General features: G+C 62.8%; 13 protein-coding genes and 2 pseudogenes. 6 read left to right on the forward strand and 9 right to left on the reverse strand.

Going from position 1 to position 19,490, the window contains the following annotated elements; genetic code table 11:
- The first annotated feature begins 37 nt into the window (after window positions 1-37).
- On the forward strand, window positions 38-970 hold the full coding sequence (locus tag DB459_RS23360) for a helix-turn-helix transcriptional regulator (protein ID WP_253708575.1): 933 nt from the start codon (window positions 38-40) through the stop codon (window positions 968-970).
- A 316-nt stretch (window positions 971-1,286) separates the two neighbouring features.
- On the opposite strand, the gene DB459_RS23365 is transcribed toward DB459_RS23360, so the two are convergent.
- The 5 genes and pseudogenes from DB459_RS23365 to DB459_RS23385 form a co-directional block, all read right to left on the reverse strand.
- Window positions 1,287-2,786, reverse strand: a complete 1,500-nt coding sequence (locus DB459_RS23365; RefSeq protein ID WP_253708576.1) for a HEPN domain-containing protein — start codon at window positions 2,784-2,786, stop codon at window positions 1,287-1,289.
- 20 nt (window positions 2,787-2,806) lie between these two features.
- Complete coding sequence (locus DB459_RS23370) at window positions 2,807-3,685, reverse strand: hypothetical protein (protein ID WP_253708578.1); 879 nt, start codon at window positions 3,683-3,685, stop codon at window positions 2,807-2,809.
- Window positions 3,686-3,770: 85 nt separating this feature from the next.
- On the reverse strand, window positions 3,771-5,273 hold the full coding sequence (locus tag DB459_RS23375; RefSeq protein WP_253708580.1) for a hypothetical protein: 1,503 nt from the start codon (window positions 5,271-5,273) through the stop codon (window positions 3,771-3,773).
- Window positions 5,239-7,782 (reverse strand): SIR2 family protein, encoded by a 2,544-nt coding sequence (locus tag DB459_RS23380; protein ID WP_253708582.1) that lies wholly within the window; start codon window positions 7,780-7,782, stop codon window positions 5,239-5,241. The genes DB459_RS23375 and DB459_RS23380 overlap by 35 nt, the downstream gene beginning before the upstream one ends.
- A gap of 352 nt (window positions 7,783-8,134) precedes the next feature.
- Window positions 8,135-8,434, reverse strand: a pseudogene (locus DB459_RS23385) (transposase); the annotation flags it as partial.
- Window positions 8,435-8,509: 75 nt separating this feature from the next.
- Here DB459_RS23385 and DB459_RS23390 point away from each other — a divergent pair.
- The 4 genes and pseudogenes from DB459_RS23390 (at window position 8,510) to DB459_RS23405 (ending at window position 12,763) form a co-directional block, all read left to right on the forward strand.
- Window positions 8,510-9,879, forward strand: a pseudogene (locus tag DB459_RS23390) (IS1182 family transposase).
- A gap of 200 nt (window positions 9,880-10,079) precedes the next feature.
- A complete protein-coding gene (locus DB459_RS23395; protein ID WP_253708584.1) occupies window positions 10,080-10,661 on the forward strand; it encodes a glutathione peroxidase in 582 nt (193 codons plus the stop codon).
- Window positions 10,662-11,221: 560 nt separating this feature from the next.
- A complete protein-coding gene (locus DB459_RS23400) occupies window positions 11,222-12,172 on the forward strand; it encodes a polysaccharide deacetylase family protein (protein ID WP_253708585.1) in 951 nt (316 codons plus the stop codon).
- A gap of 45 nt (window positions 12,173-12,217) precedes the next feature.
- Window positions 12,218-12,763, forward strand: a complete 546-nt coding sequence (locus DB459_RS23405) for a dihydrofolate reductase (protein ID WP_253713677.1) — start codon at window positions 12,218-12,220, stop codon at window positions 12,761-12,763.
- Between the two features lie 12 nt (window positions 12,764-12,775).
- Here the strand turns inward: DB459_RS23405 and DB459_RS23410 are convergent, their stop codons facing one another.
- The 3 genes from DB459_RS23410 to aspS form a co-directional block, all read right to left on the reverse strand.
- Window positions 12,776-13,231 carry a DoxX family protein gene (locus DB459_RS23410; RefSeq protein ID WP_253708586.1) on the reverse strand — a complete coding sequence of 152 codons (456 nt, stop codon included), beginning with the start codon at window positions 13,229-13,231 and terminating at the stop codon, window positions 12,776-12,778.
- 189 nt (window positions 13,232-13,420) lie between these two features.
- On the reverse strand, window positions 13,421-15,730 hold the full coding sequence (locus DB459_RS23415) for an NADP-dependent malic enzyme (RefSeq protein WP_371926808.1): 2,310 nt from the start codon (window positions 15,728-15,730) through the stop codon (window positions 13,421-13,423).
- Window positions 15,731-15,866: 136 nt separating this feature from the next.
- Complete coding sequence (gene aspS / locus DB459_RS23420; protein ID WP_253708590.1) at window positions 15,867-17,639, reverse strand: aspartate--tRNA ligase; 1,773 nt, start codon at window positions 17,637-17,639, stop codon at window positions 15,867-15,869.
- Between the two features lie 205 nt (window positions 17,640-17,844).
- On the opposite strand from aspS, the gene rnd reads away from it, so the two are divergent.
- On the forward strand, window positions 17,845-18,999 hold the full coding sequence (rnd, locus tag DB459_RS23425; RefSeq protein WP_253708592.1) for a ribonuclease D: 1,155 nt from the start codon (window positions 17,845-17,847) through the stop codon (window positions 18,997-18,999).
- A 94-nt stretch (window positions 19,000-19,093) separates the two neighbouring features.
- Here rnd and DB459_RS23430 read toward each other — a convergent pair whose 3' ends face one another.
- Window positions 19,094-19,450, reverse strand: a complete 357-nt coding sequence (locus DB459_RS23430) for an SHOCT domain-containing protein (RefSeq protein ID WP_253708593.1) — start codon at window positions 19,448-19,450, stop codon at window positions 19,094-19,096.
- Window positions 19,451-19,490 lie beyond the last annotated feature (40 nt).

The raw sequence follows: 19,490 nt of genomic DNA on the forward strand, positions 1-19,490 counted from the left end.
ATATTATTTACTGAAATATTACCCTAAAGGAAAACACATGATAACCCCCTCGCAGTGCCGCGCAGGCCGCGCCTTGCTCGGTTGGTCCCAGGAAGAGCTGGAAACGGCATCACGGGTCTCGAAAAAAACGATTGCTGACTTTGAACGTGACCAGCGCAATCAACAGGCGCGCACGATCGATGCCATCGAGGCGGCTTTGAATTGGGCTGGTATCATCTTCATCCCGCAGAATGGCGGCGGCGAGGGCGTACGAAAAAGAGGGTCAATGCCCCGCCTGTTTCGGCGCGACGATGTCGAGCATCGTGAATGGGTAGCGTTCGCCTTTGACTACAAGCAGCAGCGCTATACCGGATTTGTGAGCTATCAGGCTCTGGCCGGAATCGCGCTTTCCGGCATCGAGCCGATCGCGGCATTCGACCGCGATGTCGCACGGATCCTGATGCGGGCCGCAGAAAAAGTCGATGAGGCAGATTTCGATCCGGAAGGCCGTGTGCTCTTACATCGCGGCGATCTGCCGCCTCTGGAGTTTAATCCGAAAGTCGGAGGCAGGATCGTCGCTCGAAAGAGGCTTCATCTGATAGGCCGTCGTGGATTTACCGCTGCCAACGGAGTGCAGGTCGAACCCGTGGACTACAACGGCTTTCGCGTTGAATTCGCCGACGGCCCCGTGAAGGTGTTTCTTAAACTCCGCCCCGGAGATGCCGATCATGATGCCCTTGATGTCAGCGCCGAGGTCGCGGCTGGCGCCTTCATTGTCAGCGAACGCAACGACTGTCCTTTTTCCCTTGGAGACCGAGTGCGCCTCATTGCCGGCCAACAGCGTCCCGAGATAAAGCCCGGTGAGGTCGGCACGGTTTGCGAGATCGAAGACTATCCGATCATGATGGGGCCAGCGCCGCGCATCCGCGTCCAGTTTGGAAGCTGCCAGACGGCTTGGGAGGTCCCGACACAATTCGAGTCGGCAAACTGACGGGAAGTGGAAGATGATCTGAGCGCGCGGCGAAGCTCGACAGGTAGCGGCAGCGCAGCGGACAGGCGGAAACGCATGGTTCAACGAGCGGGTGAAAGGCGGCGCCGACTACGACCTGGCAGACCTCAGCAGTCTTTCACGCAAAGACCAAAAGCGCGATCTCCACGGTATGATCCGGCGCGTCGTCGAGGGCTATCGCTTCGTGGACGACATGACCGCGACGGAACGATCGCTCGCTACAGGATGGGACTCAGAAAAGCCGCAACGAGACGACAGCGCTGATCGCCACTCGCACGGTTGCGTAGCGACGTAGCGATTATTTTGGCGAGGCGGGATCGTTTGGGCTCTCGGCCTCTCCAGAAGCATGCGCGTCCGCAGCCTGAGCGTTCGGCTGCTCTTCTGCGCGCAGCATACTTTTATCGAGCAGACCCGCTTGCACGAAATGACTTTTGATCGGACCCGAGAGGAAACTGTCGAAAGCCCACCGCTTCAAAATCCATCCGTCGATGCCTACCTCGTGCAATAACAGGGCGTGGTAGAGGACCGAGAGTGCATCGCTTTTGGTGTTGGCGTCGTTCAGAAACTCGGAATAGCTGGCGTCGTGCCGCTCGCCACCGAAATGCGAAATGTCATTACGCAATTTTGCACATGCGTGGCAGAATATCCGCAACTTTTCCTCATCGAGGCCCAACGGCAACGCCTTAAACATCTCGAATAGACGTTGTTCGAGCGATGGTTCGTGCGCGTGTTCAAGGCGTTTCGCCAGCCATCGCTTATCTTTTGCAATATCGATTTTGTCGAGAATCCGGCTGACCTTCGCGGCGATGGAGTCCGAGCTGCCGCCCTTCTTGCGGTGAAAAGCTTCAAGGCCCCAGATCAGGTTGACGAAGCGGTGCTCGATGTACATAGCCATGCCGCGCCGCAGGCCGAGATAAAGATAGAATCCCGGACCGAACTCGTCCCGCATCGCTTTCCAGCGCGACCAGATCGCGCCGAACGCATTGCGAAGCTCCGGAAAGGCGGTGACGGTGTTGTAGTGCGAGGGAGCCTCGACCGGCTCCTTGCTCTTCATCCGCTGAAAATACCATCGGCATCGCGAGCCATCCGGGAGGTCCATAAAAGGCCAGCCCAGCTCGTAATCGGAGCCGGTCAGCAGCTTGAGAAGATCTTCGAACATCCGGAACTGAAGAGCGAGATCGTTCAGGGTGTTTGGCGTGTTAAGGTTCAGCCTCGCGTAGACCACCTGTTTGAGCGAATAGGCGTGCGTTCCAAGCATCCCGGCTGCATCGACCTCGATGTCGAAGATCAGCGTCAGGGTCCCATCACCATCCGGGTAACTGATGTCGTCGCGCGCTTTATACTTCAGAGTGATCGTATCGGGCGTGTCCTCGACCTCGATCACCCCGAGCCGGAGCCAGTCCTCGAAGCCCGTCAGCGGTATGGTCAGCGTGGCAAACAGCGGTGCGGCCGTGCCCGTTATGAAGACGCTGCGGCCGATCAGACAATGAGCGGCGCTGAACTTTTCGTAGGAGATGCCGTTGGTGCTGAATCGTCCGCCGTTCCTGTTCAGATCGCACAATAGAACACGTTCGCCACTGCCTTTGAGCAGGCCCTGAATGCAGCGCGTGACAGGCTCGCGGGACATCGGAGCCATCGGATCGTGCGGATTCGGCAGGTAGCCATCGAGTTCGAGGACGGCGCGCCCATTCTCTTCAACACGCAGCAGCCCGGCGACGTGCGCGTCAGGGGCGAGCAGGCCTTCGGCGACAGCCTCATCATGCCACCAGAACACGCCGCGTTCTTCAAAGACGCTCATCGCTATTCCGCCTATAAATCTCAGGGCTCAACATGATCGTGGCCGCCCAACGCATGCCACTGCGCGGTATCGAGCTGGCCGTCCGGCTTGAGGAAATGGGCTCGGCGTGCTCGGAGGATTTCGAGCCCCTCTATCGCCTCGCCCGGATCATCCGAGGTACAAGGCCCCTCATAAACGACCCCAGCCAAAGACCATGAGCGGAGCGTGCCTTGGACGACGGTCAGCATGATGCCGCCGCTGATCCCGCCGAAGTCGAAGTTCGGCGGCGGAGCGCCGTGGACCGGATCAGGCAACCAGCAGGAACGCTCAAAAAGACTGACCACGTCCCGGTCATTCACGCCGCTGGCGACACCCGAACCACGCACCAGTCCGAAGCAGACGCCTTGCGAACCTATCGGCTGTGTTCCCGCCTGGGGATAGCCTGCGTAGTAGATCCCGCAATTCTCCGCAGGCGGCTTCGGGGGCCAATGGCGTTGATACCCTGTCAGCACGGTCTTTCCCAGCGCCGCCACCTCTTGCTCCGACATGCGAAAGGTTGCGATATCGATTGCGGAATGGGCGGCGATTACCCGCTCGGCCCAATCGACCACGAGGGGATTACCATTGGTGGCGAGGCACAAGGGACCGGCGCCTTCCCGGCGTGCGCGCATCCAACCGTGCACCACGTGACAGGCCGTCACGCCGAAGACGCCCTGGCCGGCGTTCAGAAAGAATGCCGTGCCGTTTCGCGCGATCGGACTGCCGTCGGGCAAACGTCCGACCACCCAGTAGAGCGGCGCGCAGAATGAACCAGCGAGTTTCAGTTCCGCTTCGCCGAGGCCGTTCCGCATGATGGCGATCGCCTCCTCTCTGGAAAGTTGAGGCGATATGTCATCTGCTTCTTCGGTGATGGCCGACATGATGATGTTGAGCTAGAGGAACGGACGCGGTGCATCGGCGCCGTCGCGAGCCGGCCGCAGCCAATCGTCGAGATGTTGGTCCAGCTTAGGTATGAAAACGAAATGACGGATTTGGCATGACGTTATCAGACAATTCCGTCATGATCTCCCCGACCTTCTTTGCGAATAGTAGGGTGACAGGCAGACGCGTGATGCCGTCGCTCGAATTCCAGTTCATTTTCGACAGCGTCAGGATTTCCCTTGATCTTGCCTCGATGTCGGTCGGCCCCGCCGATCCGATCTGAATTGGCGCGGGGATGTGCGCCCCAGGAAACTCATCCCACCACGGTACATAACCGCTGGTGAAAAGATATGAATCGCCTTCGATCTGACAAAGTGTCCCCCGCCAAGGTTCTTCCGATCCCTTCCTGACCAACCTGAACGGCGTCTGTCTCAGCCAGATGAGATCGCAACTTGGGACAATGCCTTTCGTGCCTTCCCGGAATCCCTCCTCCTCCTCCGGCTGGTACATCGAAGTCTTGTGAACCACCACGCGCTTTGGCTTCACGCCAGTGCGCTTCTCGTAGCCATGCAGGATGTCCCGCATCATCGCGAACGCTTGGGACTTGTTCAGGTAGGGCTGACGATCTCGGCGTTGCTCGTGATCGATATGAGCCCCCTTTAGACAAAATGGCTCGTGATCTGAGGAGAAAGCCTGGGCTACACTCGCGTAGACGAGATGCCCACCTCGCTTCTTGAGATGATGGAAGGATACGCCGATGAAACACATCCCCTCGGGTAGGTCGGCCGGCCGCCAAGGAAGCCCGCCGGCTTTGTAATAGAGCGCCGTCGTGAAATTCCAGGCCCGTGTCGCCTGGCTGTGCCCGGAATCCTCCGCCCGATCGATCGTTTCACGCCGCAAGACCTGGATCGGAACCGCGTTCTCGTATTTGTGGACTTTCGCCTTGAGCGCCCGATAGAAAGTCCGGAACAGCAGATCCTCCGCTGTTGTACGGAGCGCTTCGGCTTCGGCGAGATCCTCCTCCGAGGGCGCGAACAGATCGCCTTGAGCGCTCTCCTCTTCGCGCTTCAATATCTCAAGGGCTCTCCGTTCCTTGCCGGAAAGCTCGGGGTTCTGCACGCGTAGATCCCCGAGCGCATCCGCAATGCACACCACGATGCAATCCGGACGCAGGTCACCGAACATGCTGCTGATCGGTCCCTCGAACAGCTCTACGAGAGCATCAAAGTCCTCGCCGCTGATGCGTTCCCTGAACAGTCGGCTAAATTGCGCCTTGTCAATCGTCCGGACGAAAGTCTGGTCGACCTCGAATTTTGCGCCAAGGGCCTTTTCCGCGCCGGGCCAATCCCGAAATCGACGCGCGTTGCGTTCGCGCGCGGGTTTGAAGCCGTCCATGGCGGCGATCCAAGCACGAGCTGCGGCGACTTCTTCGGCGAGCCCCACCAAGCCTACGCGGATCGTCCGAAGGCCTCGATGATCGGCTGGACCTCCAGCCGACAGCGCGCGCCGCGGATCGAAGTCTCGCCGGCCGTTGCTGAACTGCAGCTCCGGCTCAGGCAGACATTTTATCGTTATCGCTGTCACCATCGATCAATCCTTCTTCGGGAACGTCCAGGGACATGAATGCACCTTCGAGCAGGAGGTCCTCGACCGGTCCCTGCCCCATGTTTACGACAGGCGCGCCTTGCGCAATGAAACGTCCCCAGAACGTCAGATCGCTTTCAACACTCTGGTTGCGGTCGAACTTCATCCGTCGGGTTGCCTTCGCGGTTCTGGCGTAACCCGGAAGCGGTGTCTGCGCGTCCGGGCCGGTGAACATATAGAACGGCTTCACACGCACGCCCCAGATCGGTCCCAGTCGTGCGATTTCGTAAGCGATGCCTTCGTTCTCGAACCACATGCGGGGTGGATCACCGCGCTGCTTCACGACCTCGCGCGGTATGCCACGGCGGCGGGGCGTGTCGTAGATCATCATTCGCGGCCCGCTCCTCTCCCCAACGAAGTAGGCACGACGGTTGGACTTGCGATCCGGTTCGATCATGAGGCCCCGAGATCGCAATCCACGGAGTTGTCCCTCGAAGTGCTTCCGAAGCAGCCAGGACAACACGCGCGCGAGGTCTGGATCGGCCTCCAACTCGTTCCGGGAGGTCACTCGCACGGTGGCCTCCATCATCACCGGCTTGAGGATTGTATGGAGAAACTCCGCTGGTGCGAACGACCAGAGCTCACCCTCGCGGATTAGCGCTGTGCCGATTTCATTGAGAGGCACCTTCTTTGCAATCGCTTCCAGCGTCCCCGAAACGCGTACCCGCGACACGGCTGCCGGCAACGACGCGAATGGCATCAGGTTGACGATATAGGTGCCGATCGGTCGTGTATCCCGCGCGACTGATGCCGATTTTCCGGAAGTTGCGGGCTGGAATATCTCGGCCCTGAATTCGTCACTGCCGGGCGGCACGCTGAAGACCGCCGTTCCGTCCCCCTCTTTAGCGAAATTCAGTACGTCAGCCAGGCCCGTCCCTGCGCGTTCCATCGCGCTCATTCCATAAAAAATGTCGCAAAGCGCCCGGTTGCGGGGGGAGGTCAATTCGCGGACCGGTTCGAACTGACCACGCGCATCGAGCTTGAGCTTGGCTGCGACGCGTTCCTCGAGACGCCCGGGATTCAAAAATATAATGCCGCTGTTTCCCTGCGCTTCGATCGTCGCGGGACGCCCATCGGCGTAGTCACGATGGACCAAGAGATTGATGCAAAGTTCGATCAGCGCGCGCTCATGATAGGCACGGCGCTCTTCGTGACGCCCGCGCACCTTAACCTTGAGAACGGGATTGACGTCCTCCTGCTCGGCCCAATCGAGCAAGTCTTTCCGCTGCTTCAGCAGATTCCCGGTGATGACTTTGCGTTTCTTGCCGTCGACTGTGACGGTGACGACGGCGTGGGGAAGGAAACGCTGCGGGTCGCGCCCAAAAAGAAGAACGGCAGCGATGCTGGGCCGATCGACGCCGCCCGCGTCGATCAACAACCCGAGCTCGCGCAGAAACACCTTCAACGAAGCCGCGGTCGGCTCTCGCAAGCCGAGCTTACGCGAATACTGATGAGCCGTGTGCAAGGCGAGATCGAGATCGAGATCGGCGAGCGTAGCGCCATCCATAGGACGGTCGTCGAAATCGGGCTTGGCGTCCGCAACAGGCGCGCCGAGATGCCTCTGCTGGCGCGCAAGCTCGCTATCGAGGTCGGCGAACAATTCGTCAAAGCCGTCGATCTCGCAGAGTTTGAAGTTACTCCCCAGTCTGTTCCGGAGCGCCTCGACGTTCGGATGCAGATCGCCACCGCGGTGACACCAGAAAATTCCCTTCCTGAAAGCGAGATCGCCGGACTCGCCCAGGAGGCTGGCCATGATCGACGGTTCGGCGCCACGATACCCGACCACGATCAGCGGCGTGGACTGCAGCAGAGGTAACAACGCTCCGACCAGCTTCGGATCGAGATTTGCGACCTCTTCGGCCAGATTCTTGTCGGTGTACTGTTCGGCTTTGCCGTGCAGCCAGACGATCTGAGCGCGATTGAAGATGTCGAATTCCCGGAAATCATCCGGGCCGCGATTCACTTCCGCCACGTGTCGGATGTGCGGGCGTTTGTCGTTGAGCGCCCGAGGAAGGCAGATGTCAAAATTGGTCGTGAGGATCGTTCCGACAAGCCCTCTGAGAACGAGCTCTGCGAGGTGGCGGTAGCCGCGGCCAATCTCGCCGTCCGGCGCGATCAGGTCGAGAAGCACCTTTTGGCGGTACGCTTGAGGCGTGAGCAGATGCTTGATCGCGAGCGGGAAGTTCTCTGGCAGCTTGGCGGGATCCCGGACAAACCAATCCTGCTCGTTCAGCCATGCCATCCACTCGGACGTTTTGACCTGTTCGGGGAGTACGGTACCGCCGACGATCCTCTCCGCATAATACCGGCGCGCGATGCGCTTTACGCTTTCGTCGGCCAAAGGAACCCCGGACGAGAACGATGCGCCCGCGCCCAACAATACCGTTGGACGGGCCTCGTTCTGGGGGTTGAGAACCGATGCAAGTTCACGGACACTATCTAGGTGGGTCATGCGCGGATTCCGGTTCGGACCGAATCAGAACAATACAGGAACGCACGACTTTGCGCTGCTGGCAATCGCCACTTTTCAACTGAAATTCGGCCGGGGCCCCAGGCCGCCTCCGAATAGGCGTCTTCGGCCTCACCCATGCACGGTGGACCACCGCGATCGGACGACTGCTGCGTGACAAGAACGACGTGGCAGCTCTCAAGCTCACACGTCTCAGCATTCTTCGGAAAGTAGTCAAGGCTTGAAGCGGTTGTGGGGCAAAGTGCCAGCTTTGCCAGCCAGGATTCGTGTGCAACAGCCCGCGATCTTCAACAAGTATCGAGCTATCGCCAAATTTTGGTGACGGCCGGACCGGTTAGGCGGCGGCGGTTGCGGGCTGACGGTCGTTCGGCTTGGCGATGACCTCGATCCCGTCGTTGAATGTCACACCGAGAACGAGTTTTGGCAACTGGTTGTGGCCATCGAGGCGACGCCAGCTTTTCTGTGCGCCTTCGAGCAATTTGAAGACCATCGCGAGCGCGGTCCTGTTCGACAGGCAACCCTTCGACCGGATCGTGCGGTGGCGCACGGTCGCGAAGGTGCTTTCAATCGGATTGGTCGTCCGCAGGTGTTTCCAGTGTTCGGCCGGGAAGTCGTAGAACGCTAGCAGCCTGTCGGACTTAGCGCACCCGTCGAGGATTGGTTAGAATCGAAGCGTTGATTCGGCCTTTTTCAGGGGGGGGGGGCGCGGTTGAGCAATTTCCGCACGATTGACCGGCAGACGGGATTTTTGCTTCCGCCCTCGGTCGACGAGTGGCTGCCGGAGCGACATCTGGCGCGTTTCGTCGTGGAGGTGATCGACGACCTCGATCTTCGGGCGATGTGCGGGGATTATCGGGGCTCCGGCTCGGCGGCGTATCATCCCTCGATGCTGCTTGGACTGCTGGTCTACGGCTACGCGACGGGCGTTTTTTTTCGAGTCGCAAGCTCGAGCGGGCGAGCTATGACAGCGTGGCGTTCCGCTTCATTGCGGCCAACGAGCATCCCGACCACGACACGATCGCGGCGTTCCGGCGGCGGTTTCTGAGGGAGATCGAAGCGCTGTTCGTTCAGGTGCTTTTGCTGGCGCGCGAGATGGGCGTGCTGAAGATGGGCACGGTGGCGCTGGACGGCACGAAGATCCACGCCAGCGCCAGCCGGCACAGCGCGCTTTCTTACGAGCACGCGGGCAAGATCGAAGCGCAGTTGAAGGCCGAGGTGGCCGAACTGCTGGCCAAGGCCGAGGCGGCGGACACTGCGGACGTTCCCGACGGGATGTCGGTCCCCGAAGAACTGGCGCGGCGCGAGGAGCGCTTGCGGAAAATCGCTGAGGCGCGTGCGAAGATCGAGGCGCGCGCCAAGGAGCGTTACGAGCGCGAGCTTGTGGAGCACGAGGCCAAGCTGGCGGCGCGGGCGGCCAAAACTGCGGAGACGGGCAAGAAGCCGCGCGGCAAGCCGCCGGAGCCGCCGGAGCCGCCGGCCGAGGGACCGCTGCCGAAGGACCAGATCAATCTCACGGACGAGGATTCGCGCATCATGCCGGTGGCCGGCGGCGGCTTCGATCAATGCTACAATGCGCAGGCCGCGGTGGCGGTGGGCAGCATGCTGGTGGTGGCGGCGGACGTGGTTCAGGCGCCCAACGACAAGCAGCAGATCGAGCCGACGCTGGACAAGCTCGGGGCCCTGCCTCCGGCGCTGGGCGAGACCGAAGCGCTGCTCGCGGACGCGGGCTATTTCAGCGGCCCGAACGTCGAAGCCTGTGTGAAGGCGGGGGTGGCGCCGGTGATCGCGATGGGTCGCCAACCTCACCATCCGCCTCTGGCCGAACGCTTTGAGAAGACCCCGGAGGCGCCGGCCAATCCGACGCCAGTCGAGGCGATGGCGCATCGGCTGAAGACGGCGGAAGGCCGCAATCTTTACGCTCTGCGCAAACAGTCGCCGGAGCCGGTGTTCGGCATCATCAAATCGGTGCTCGGGTTCCGTCAGTTTTCGATGCGCGGCCTGGCAAAGGCGCGCGGCGAGTGGAGCCTCGTGACCATGGCCTGGAACATCAAGCGAATGTTCGCCCTCGCCCCCGCCTGAGGCGGACGCAGCCGGCCGAATGCACCTCGAACCGTCCACGCTATAGCGGTCAGGGCAATCTCACCGCGCCCTCGGCCGGCAATAAAATGAAAACGACCGCACCAGGTTGAAAAACCAAACCCGCCACAAACTCCAAGACCTCAGTCCGACAGGCTGCTAGGCGACTATCCTCGCTACGGCACACCGAGGGAGATCAATCGATGATGAACCGGAGGGGCGTGGTCACCCTCGCGCTGGGCATCGCGGCAATCCCGAACCTGCTCGGACGGCGGGCCATCGCCGATGACGGCCCGGCGAGCCGGATGACCGCCTATGTCTTCAGCTTCAAGGCGCTGAGCGGGCCGGATATCCGCCTCGCCGACTTCGCCGGCCGGCCAATCATGGTGGTCAACACCGCCTCGCTCTGCGGCTATACCCCGCAATATGCCGGGTTGCAGGCGTTGTGGCGCGAATTTGCCGACGCCGGCCTGATGATCGTCGGCGTGCCTTCCAACGATTTCGCCAGCCAGGAGCCGGGCGGCAAGGCCGAGATCGACGACACCGCCCACCGCCAATATGGCGTCACCTTCCCGATCACGGCCAAGACGGCCGTACGCGGGGCCGACGCCCATCCGTTCTATCGCTGGGCCGCGGCGGAACGGCCGAAGGATGTTCCGGCCTGGAACTTCCACAAATATCTGCTCGGTCGCGACGGACTAATCGCCGAGGTGTTTCCCAGTGCGGTCGATCCGCTCGACACCCGCGTCAAAACCGCCGTCGGTCGGGCCCTTGCGGCGACGTGACAATGCCGCGTGTCGCTGGCACACTTGGCGACTCAGTCGCGGCTACGCTAGTGTCCCGTCTCCGAATTACCGCTACGTTTGCCTCGCGCTCGCACGGTAATTCGGAGACATAAGGGACACTAGCAAAATCAAAGTGCTAGTGTGGCTTATGTCTCGCAATTGCCTACAGGGGCTTGCCGCAAAGGGCATAGGCAATTGCGAGACGCCACACTAGGATGACGGCCAAGGCAATGATGCCGCGGCGATGACAGGGCGCCGGCTGATCACGAGCGGCGCGCCGGCGATCCGCGAACGACCAAGCAGCGATCAACCAAGCAGCGAACGCTCCTTAACGGCCGACACTGTAACGAATACAACTGCCGAGATCCGACGATATCGGACCGATCTCGAGAACGAACCAGAAAGAGAGACTGCAAGAAGCGCACAGCCGAGGACCAGAACACCTGACGACAATCGACGGCGGCGGCGAGGATGTCATTGAGTGACATCGTCGGTCCGCGACACCAAAGACATCGATGCGCGGCGGGACGGTCCAGGCCTCAATCAGGGTGGGGAATGCGATGCGGAAAACGACAGGTTTGCTTCTCGCGAGTGCCGTGACCCTTTGGGCGACCACCGCCTGGTCGCAAGCCCCCCGCCCGGCGGCCGCCGCGCCCATTGCACCGGCCGCAGCCAAGACCGCGGCAGTCCCGGCCCCGCCACCCGCGCCGGCCGTCGACAAGACAAGTTGCGCCAATCCCGACGCCCTCGGCGTCAACCGCGTCGTGCAGATCGACACCACCGGCGGTCCCGGCTTCGGCTTCGAGCACTTCAAACAGCTCGATTTCCTGCGCGACAAGGAGGTTGTGCTGACCTTCGATGACGGTCCATGGCCCGGCAATACCCCGGCGGTGCTCAAGGCCCTGGCCGACGAATGCACCAAAGGCCTGTTCTTTCCGATCGGCAAGCACGCCACCTACCATCCGGAAATCCTCAAGCAGGTCGCCGCCGCCGGGCACACCATCGGCGCCCACACCTGGTCCCACGCCGTCTTGAACCGCAAGGGCATGACCGAACAGGCTGCCAAGGACGAGATCGAGAAGGGGTTCAGCGCGGTGCGCTGGGCGCTCGGGGCACCGCCTTCGCCGTTCTTCCGCTTTCCGGCGCTGCAACACCCGCCGGCCATCGTGACCTATCTCGGCGGGCGCAATGTCGGCATCTTTTCCTGCGATCTGGATTCCTTCGACTTCAGGGCCAGCAAGCCCGAGAAGATCGTCGATACCGTCATGGGCAAGCTCGACAAACTCGGCAAGGGCATCATCCTGATGCACGATTTCCAGAAGCACACCGCCGAGGCCTTGCCGACGTTGCTGCGCAAGCTCAAGGCCGGCGGCTACAAGGTGGTGCAGATCAAGGCCAAGGTTCCGGTGCAGACCATCGCGAGCTATGATGAGGATCTGCTGAAGGACACCAAATTGCCGACCGTGAGCAGCCGTCCGGTGTCCTCTGTGGTACAGACGATCTCGGAATAGCCGCGCCCAATCACGGGTGGCGGCGCCTGCCAGAGGACGGTCGTGCTGCGTTTGGAAGGTTACGTGATCGTGTCCGGCGACGGCATGCTGGCGGACGCCGGCGGTTCGATGCCGGACAGTTTGAAGTTCGAGGCGGATTACCGCTTCTTCTCGACCGCACTCGATGCTGTCGATGTCGTCGTCCATGGCCGGAAGTCGTTCGAGGACCAGCCCAACTCGCCGCGCCGTCGCCGCGTCATCGTCACCGGCAAGGTGGCCTCGCTTGCCGACGATCCGGGCAATGCGAAGGCAACGCTGTGGAATCCTGCCGGCGCACCGTTCGAGGCCGCCTGCGCCCATGCCGGCGTGACGGAAGGCATCGCCGCCATCATCGGCGGCCCTGGCGTCTTCGCGATGTTTCTCGGCCGCTACGACACCTTCTGGCTGTCTCAGGCGCCCCGGGTCCGCGTGCCCGGCGGCCACGGCGTCTTTCCCGGCGTGCCGGAGCGCTCGCCGGAAGACATCCTGCGCGCCAGCGGCCTCCACCCGACCGACACCCGCGTGCTCGATCCCGCCGCGGATGTGCGCGTCACCGCGTGGCGGCGGAGCTGAAGCGCGGCGTCGTTAAAGCTGGCGCTCGCCCAAGGTAAGGTCCGCCGCATCGCGCGGCGTCCGCGGGAAGCCCGCGATGATCAGCAGCGCCCCAACCAGCGACAGATTCTTGAGCGCTTGAATCGTATCGTCGACGTGCCTGGAGCTGCTCACGTCCCAGAACGGGTGATAATAGAACGTCGCCACGAGCACGAACAGCATCAGCACCACGGCGAAGAAGCGGGCGCCGAAATTGAGCGCAATCATCAGCGCGCAGATGATCTCGGTGGCGCCGGCCGCAATCGCCAGGATCTGTTCGAACGGCATGCCGGTAAAAGCCGCGATCTGATCGGCATAAGGCGAAACCACCGACGGCAGCACGACATGGGCTGCAAGGTCCTTGGCCGTGGCCGTCAGGTCGACGAGCTTCAACACCCCGGAGACGACGAACAGCACCGCAAAGAGAACTCGCCCGACCGCGACCACCATGCCTCTGCCCCTCGTAAAACCGGGATTGGTCCCGGCGGAAATCCAGGCGAACACAAAACGGGGCCGCTACGGCTGATCGACATGCGCCGATCGGCAATCGTCCCCCGCCGGGCGCAGATCCGCCCGGCTGCTATTTGTAGCCAAGAACCCGGTCGACGTTCGAGCCTTTTCCGGGTCGATTCCCAACAATCAGGCGAAGAGCGTCGGCTGCTGCCGGCTGGCCTTCTCCTGAGCTTCGACCACCGCCACCGCGGTCATGTTGAGAATGCCGCGGGCGGTGACTGAAGGGGTCAGAATATGGGCCGGGCGCGCCGGGCCGATCAGGATCGGTCCCACCGGCAAGGCGTCGGCGACCATCTTGATCATCTGATAGGCGATGTTGGCGGCGTCGAGATTGGGCATGATCAGCACGTTGGCCACGCCCTCCAGCCGCGAATGCGGCAGGATGCTCTGACGGATCAACTGCGACAGCGCCGAATCGCCCTGCATTTCGCCGTCGGCCCCGATCTCCGGATGCTGCTCGGCGAAGATGCGCGTCGCATCGCGCATCTTGCGCGATGATTCACTATCATAGCTGCCGAAATCGGAATGGGACAGGAAGGCGATCTTGGGCGTCAGCCCGAAGCGCTGGACATGCACCGCGGCCTGGGCCGCAATCTCCGCCAGCTCGGGGGCGGTCGGGTTGAGGCGAACCTGAGTATCGGCGAGGAAGAACGGCCCCTTGCTGGTAATCAGCAGGGCGAGCGCCGACACATCGACAACGCCATCGGAGAAGCCGATGATCTCGCGGATGTGCCGCAGATGGCTCATGTAGCGGCCTTCGACACCGCACAACATGGCGTCGGCCTCGCCGCGCGTGACCGCGAGCGCCGCGATCACCGTGTTGTTGGTGCGCACCAGCGTGCGCGCCGCATCCGGCGTCACGCCGTTGCGGCCGGCCGCATCGATATAGCTCTGCACATAGGAGCGGTAGCGCGGATCGTCCTCAGGATTGATCAGCTGAAAATCATGTCCGGCCCGGATGGTGAGGCCGAGACGCTGGATGCGGGCGGCGACCACGGAGGGTCGACCGACCAGGATCGGGTGCGCGAGCTTCTCCTCCAGGATCACCTGGGTGGCGCGCAGGATGCGGGCGTCTTCACCTTCGGCGAAGATCACGCGCACCGGCTGGGTTTTCGCCTTGGCGAAGACCGGCTTCATGATCAGGCCCGAGCGGAAGGTGAACTGCTCGAGGCGCCCCACATACTCGTCGAAATCGGCGATCGGCCGGGTGGCGACGCCGGACTCCATCGCCGCGCGGGCCACGGCCGGGGCAATGCGCAGCATCAGGCGGGGATCGAAGGGGTTCGGAATCAGCGAGCCAGTGCCGAAGCCCTGCACCTCCGAGGCATCCGAGGAACGCGCCACCACGTCGGACGGCGCTTCGCGCGCGAGCTGGGCGATGGCATCGACAGCGGCGCGTTTCATCTCCTCGTTGATCGCGGTGGCGCCGACGTCGAGCGCGCCGCGGAAGATGAAGGGGAAGCACAGGACGTTGTTGACCTGGTTGGGGAAGTCCGAACGACCGGTGCAGATCATGGCGTCCGGGCGAACCGCCCGCACCTCGTCCGGCATGATCTCGGGGGTCGGATTGGCCAGCGCCAGCACCAGCGGCTTGTCCGCCATCTCGGCGACCATCTCGCGCTTGAGCACATTGGGACCGGACAGGCCGAGAAAGATATCGGCTCCGCCGATCACTTCGCCGAGGGTGCGCTTGTCGGTCTTCTGGGCATAAACCGACTTCCAGCGGTCCATGTTCTCGTTGCGGCCGACATGAACGAGGCCGTCGATGTCGCAGACCCAGATGTTCTTGCGCTGGGCTCCCATCGACACCAGCAGATTGAGGCAGGCGAGCGCCGCAGCCCCGGCACCGGCGGTGACGATCTTGACGTCCTCGAGCTTCTTGCCGTTGAGCGCCAGCGCATTGCGCACCGCGGCGCCGACGATGATCGCGGTGCCGTGCTGGTCATCATGGAAAACCGGGATCTTCATGCGCTGCTTGAGCTGATCCTCGATCTCGAAGCACTCCGGCGCGCGGATATCCTCGAGATTGATACCGCCAAAGGTCGGCTCCAGCGCCGCCACCGTCTCGACCACCCGCTCGACCGTGCTGGCCGCGATCTCGATGTCGAAGACGTCGATATTGGCGAACTTCTTGAAGAGGACAGCCTTGCCCTCCATGACCGGCTTGGAGGCCAGCGGGCCGATATTGCCAAGGCCGAGCACTGCGGTGCCGTTGGAAACCACGGCGACCAGATTGGCCCGGCAGGTCAGCGTCGCCGCCTCGCCCGGATCCTGCACGATGGCATCGCAGGCGGCAGCCACGCCCGGCGAATAGGCCAGCGCGAGATCGCGCTGGTTGGCCAATGGCTTGATCGGCTGGATTTCAAGTTTGCCGGGGCGCGGCTGACGGTGATAGGCGAGCGCGGCGGAGCGCAGGTCCTCAGAATTCGACATCAAGTCCCTCAAGTCCCTCGACCGCCCGCCCGGACGTCATCCGCGCGAAGGGTCAGATGTGTCTGACCGCCCCGCCGTGGTCCGGCGTGGCGGTCGTCAGTTGATTAGTCCTTACAGCGCGAGGCCCGGTCCGGCGTGATCAGGTCTGCGGCAGATTGAGACGAATATGCAGCTCGCGCAACTGCTTCGGCGTGACCTCGGAGGGCGCGCCCATGAGCAGGTCCTCGGCGCGCTGGTTCATCGGAAACAGCGAAATCTCGCGCAGATTGGTCGTGCCGCATAGCAGCATGACGATGCGGTCGACGCCCGCGGCCATGCCGCCATGGGGCGGCGCGCCGTACTGGAAGGCGCGATACATGCCGCCGAAACGCTCGACGACATCCTGCTCCCCATAGCCGGCGATCTCGAAGGCCTTCACCATGGCCTGCGGCCGGTGGTTGCGGATACCACCTGATGCAATCTCATAGCCGTTGCAGGTGATGTCGTACTGGAACGCCTTGATGGTCAGCGGGTCCTGGGTTTCCAGCGCCTCGAGCCCGCCCTGGGGCATCGAGAACGGGTTGTGCGAGAAATCGACCTTCTTGTCGTCCTCGTTGTACTCGTACATCGGGAAGTCGACGATCCAGGCGAGTTCGAACCGATCCTTGTCGATCAAGCCGAGCTCGTCGCCGACCTTGTTGCGGGCGAGGCCCGCGAAGCGAACGAACTTGGCCGGGTCACCGGCGACGAAGAAGGCGGCGTCGCCATCTTTCAGGCCGAGCGCGTCGCGGATCGCCGCGGTCCGTTCCGGACCGATATTGTTGGCGAGCGGCCCCGCCCCCTCGCCGCCCTCGCGCCACATGATATAGCCAAGGCCGGGCTGGCCCTCGCCCTGGGCCCAGCTGTTCATGCGGTCGCAGAACGCGCGCGAACCGCCACCTGGCCCCGGAATGGCCCAGACTTCGTTGCGCGCATCCTCGAGCATGCGGGCGAAGACCTTGAAGCCCGAGCCGCGGAAGTGCTCGGACACGTTCTGCATCACCAGCGGATTGCGCAGGTCCGGCTTGTCGGAGCCATATTTGCGCAGCGCCTCGGCGAAGGGGATCCGCGCCCAGTTACGGGTGACGGGCTTGCCCTTGGCGAATTCCTCGAACACCCCCGTGATCACCGGCTCCATGGCGGCGAAGACGTCGTCCTGGGTGACGAAGCTCATTTCGAGGTCGAGCTGATAGAACTCGCCCGGCAGGCGATCGGCACGCGGGTCCTCGTCGCGGAAGCACGGCGCGATCTGGAAATAGCGATCGAAGCCGGACATCATCAGCAGCTGCTTGTACTGCTGCGGCGCCTGCGGCAGGGCGTAGAACTTGCCGGGATGGATGCGGCTCGGCACCAGGAAGTCGCGGGCGCCCTCCGGCGAGGACGCGGTCAGGATCGGCGTCTGGAATTCGAAGAACCCGGCGTCCTTCATCCGCCGCCGCATCGAATCGATGATGGCGCCGCGGGTCATGATGTTCTGGTGCAGCCGCTCGCGGCGCAGGTCGAGGAAGCGATATTTCAGCCGGATGTCCTCGGGATATTCCTGATCACCGAACACCGGCAGCGGCAATTCGCCGGCCGGGCCCAGCACCTCGATCTCGGTCACGAAGACCTCGACCGCGCCGGTCGGCAGTTCGGGATTTTCCGTGCCCTCGGGACGGCGGCGGACCCTGCCATCCATCCGCACCACCCACTCGGACCGCAGCTTCTCCGCCTCGCGGAAGGCCGGCGAATCCGGATCGGCGACGCATTGGGTCAGCCCGTAATGGTCGCGCAGGTCGATGAACAGGACGCCGCCGTGGTCGCGAATGCGGTGGCACCAGCCCGACAGCCGAACCGTTTCGTCGATATTGGCGGCGCGGAGCGCGCCGCAGGTATGGGTCCGATAGCGATGCATTGAGGTCCTGGACTGGCGTCGGAGTGGAATCTGGCCTTGACGGCGCGCCTTCGTTTACCCGAGGCGTGCCGGCCCGGCAACCAAGACGGGGGGCCAAAATCCACCCTGCACTATCCCGCACGAGCAAAAATGCTCGTCAAAACAACACTGTTATCCTCTAAAATCGGGGCGACAAGGCGGCCAAGACCGGTTATGCAGCAGCGTCATGAAGCTGATCACCACTACCGCTGAACTGGACGCGGCCTGCGCCCGCCTCGCCCGCCACCCCTCCATCACGGTCGACACCGAGTTCCTGCGGGAGACGACCTATTATCCCCTGCTCTGTGTTATCCAGCTGGCCAGCGCCGAGGAGGCCGTGGTCATCGATACCCTTGCCGAGGGGCTCGAACTTGGGTCGTTCTTCACCCTGATGGCCGACGAAACGGTGCTCAAGGTATTCCACGCCGCCCGACAGGACATCGAGATCATCTGGCACCGGGCCGGAATCGTACCCCACCCGGTGTTCGACACCCAGGTCGCCGCCATGGTGCTCGGATATGGCGACAGCATCGCCTACGACTCCCTGGTCGAACGGATCACCGGCCACCGCCCCGACAAGACCCACCGTTTCACCGACTGGTCGCGGCGGCCGCTCACCGAAGAGCAGCTCCACTACGCCGTGTCGGATGTCACCCACCTGCGCGAGGTCTTCGCCGCGCTCGATGCCGATCTCGCCAAGCGCGGCCGCAACGACTGGGTCAGCGAGGAAATGGAGGTCCTGACCTCCCCGAAGACCTACGACTTCCACCCTGAACGGGCCTGGGAGCGGCTCAAGACCCGCGTCCGCAAGCCGAAGGAATTGGCGGTCCTGATGGAGGTCGCCGCCTGGCGCGAACAGGAGGCGCAGAGCCGCGACGTGCCGCGCTCGCGCGTGCTCAAGGACGACGCCATCGGCGACATCGCCACCCATGCGCCGACCACCCTGGAGCGGCTCGCCAATCTGCGTTCGCTGCCCAAGGGATTTGAACGCTCCAAATGGGGCAACGACATCATTGCCGCGGTCCAGCGCGGACTAACGCGCGATCTGAACAACCTGCCGAAGCTGGAAAGACCGCGCAACAACGTCAATACGTCGGCGATCGTCGAGCTCCTGAAGGTGCTGCTGCGCATGACCTCCGAGCGCCACGGCGTCGCCTCGAAGATTCTCGCCACCGTGGACGATCTCGAACAGATCGCCGCCGACGATCATGCCGACGTCGCAGCGCTCCATGGCTGGCGCCGCGAGCTGTTCGGCGAGGCCGCGCTCGGGCTCAAGCATGGACGCCTCGCGCTGGCCATCGACAAGGGCCGCGTGTTGCCGATCAATCGCGGCGAAACCTGAGCGTTACCAGCTAGTGTCCCGGTAATTCGGAGACGGGACACTAGCATCATTGTGATTTTAGTGCGGTTTTGGATCCGACGTTGGTAGCGGCAGCCTATTCGCCGAGGACGCGCCGCCGTTCATCGAACTCTTCCTTGTCGATCTCGCCGCGTGCATAGCGCTCCTTGAGGATGTCCAGCGCAGTGCGGGGCGGCGCGACATGGTGCCATGGCGCCGGCGCCGGACCGCCCGCCCAGCGCACCGCAACGGCCACGGCGGCGACGATCACAACCAGGAACAGGATCATGAACAGTGGACCGAAGATCATGGCGAGCCCGCCACCCCACCACATCATATGCGGGCCATAGGCCCATCGTTCGGCATCCGTCGATGCCTGCGCCCACACCGCACCGGGCACAAGGGCCAGAGCGGCCGCTCCGACGGCCGCGAACCGAGTGAAACCCTGTCGCATCAGCTTGCTCCATCCATGGTGGAGCCGCCATGATGGCGCC

The organism is Bradyrhizobium sp. WD16 (genome assembly GCF_024181725.1).
Taxonomy (GTDB): domain Bacteria; phylum Pseudomonadota; class Alphaproteobacteria; order Rhizobiales; family Xanthobacteraceae; genus Bradyrhizobium_A.

Coding starts and splice junctions, on each gene's coding strand:
- DB459_RS23360 (WP_253708575.1), top strand. CDS start 38: ATGATAACCCCCTCGCAGTGCCGCGCAGGCCGCGCCTTGCTCGGTTGG.
- DB459_RS23365 (WP_253708576.1), bottom strand. CDS start 2,786: ATGAGCGTCTTTGAAGAACGCGGCGTGTTCTGGTGGCATGATGAGGCT.
- DB459_RS23370 (WP_253708578.1), bottom strand. CDS start 3,685: ATGTCGGCCATCACCGAAGAAGCAGATGACATATCGCCTCAACTTTCC.
- DB459_RS23375 (WP_253708580.1), bottom strand. CDS start 5,273: ATGGTGACAGCGATAACGATAAAATGTCTGCCTGAGCCGGAGCTGCAG.
- DB459_RS23380 (WP_253708582.1), bottom strand. CDS start 7,782: ATGACCCACCTAGATAGTGTCCGTGAACTTGCATCGGTTCTCAACCCC.
- DB459_RS23395 (WP_253708584.1), top strand. CDS start 10,080: ATGATGAACCGGAGGGGCGTGGTCACCCTCGCGCTGGGCATCGCGGCA.
- DB459_RS23400 (WP_253708585.1), top strand. CDS start 11,222: ATGCGGAAAACGACAGGTTTGCTTCTCGCGAGTGCCGTGACCCTTTGG.
- DB459_RS23410 (WP_253708586.1), bottom strand. CDS start 13,231: ATGGTGGTCGCGGTCGGGCGAGTTCTCTTTGCGGTGCTGTTCGTCGTC.
- aspS (WP_253708590.1), bottom strand. CDS start 17,639: ATGCATCGCTATCGGACCCATACCTGCGGCGCGCTCCGCGCCGCCAAT.
- rnd (WP_253708592.1), top strand. CDS start 17,845: ATGAAGCTGATCACCACTACCGCTGAACTGGACGCGGCCTGCGCCCGC.
- DB459_RS23430 (WP_253708593.1), bottom strand. CDS start 19,450: ATGCGACAGGGTTTCACTCGGTTCGCGGCCGTCGGAGCGGCCGCTCTG.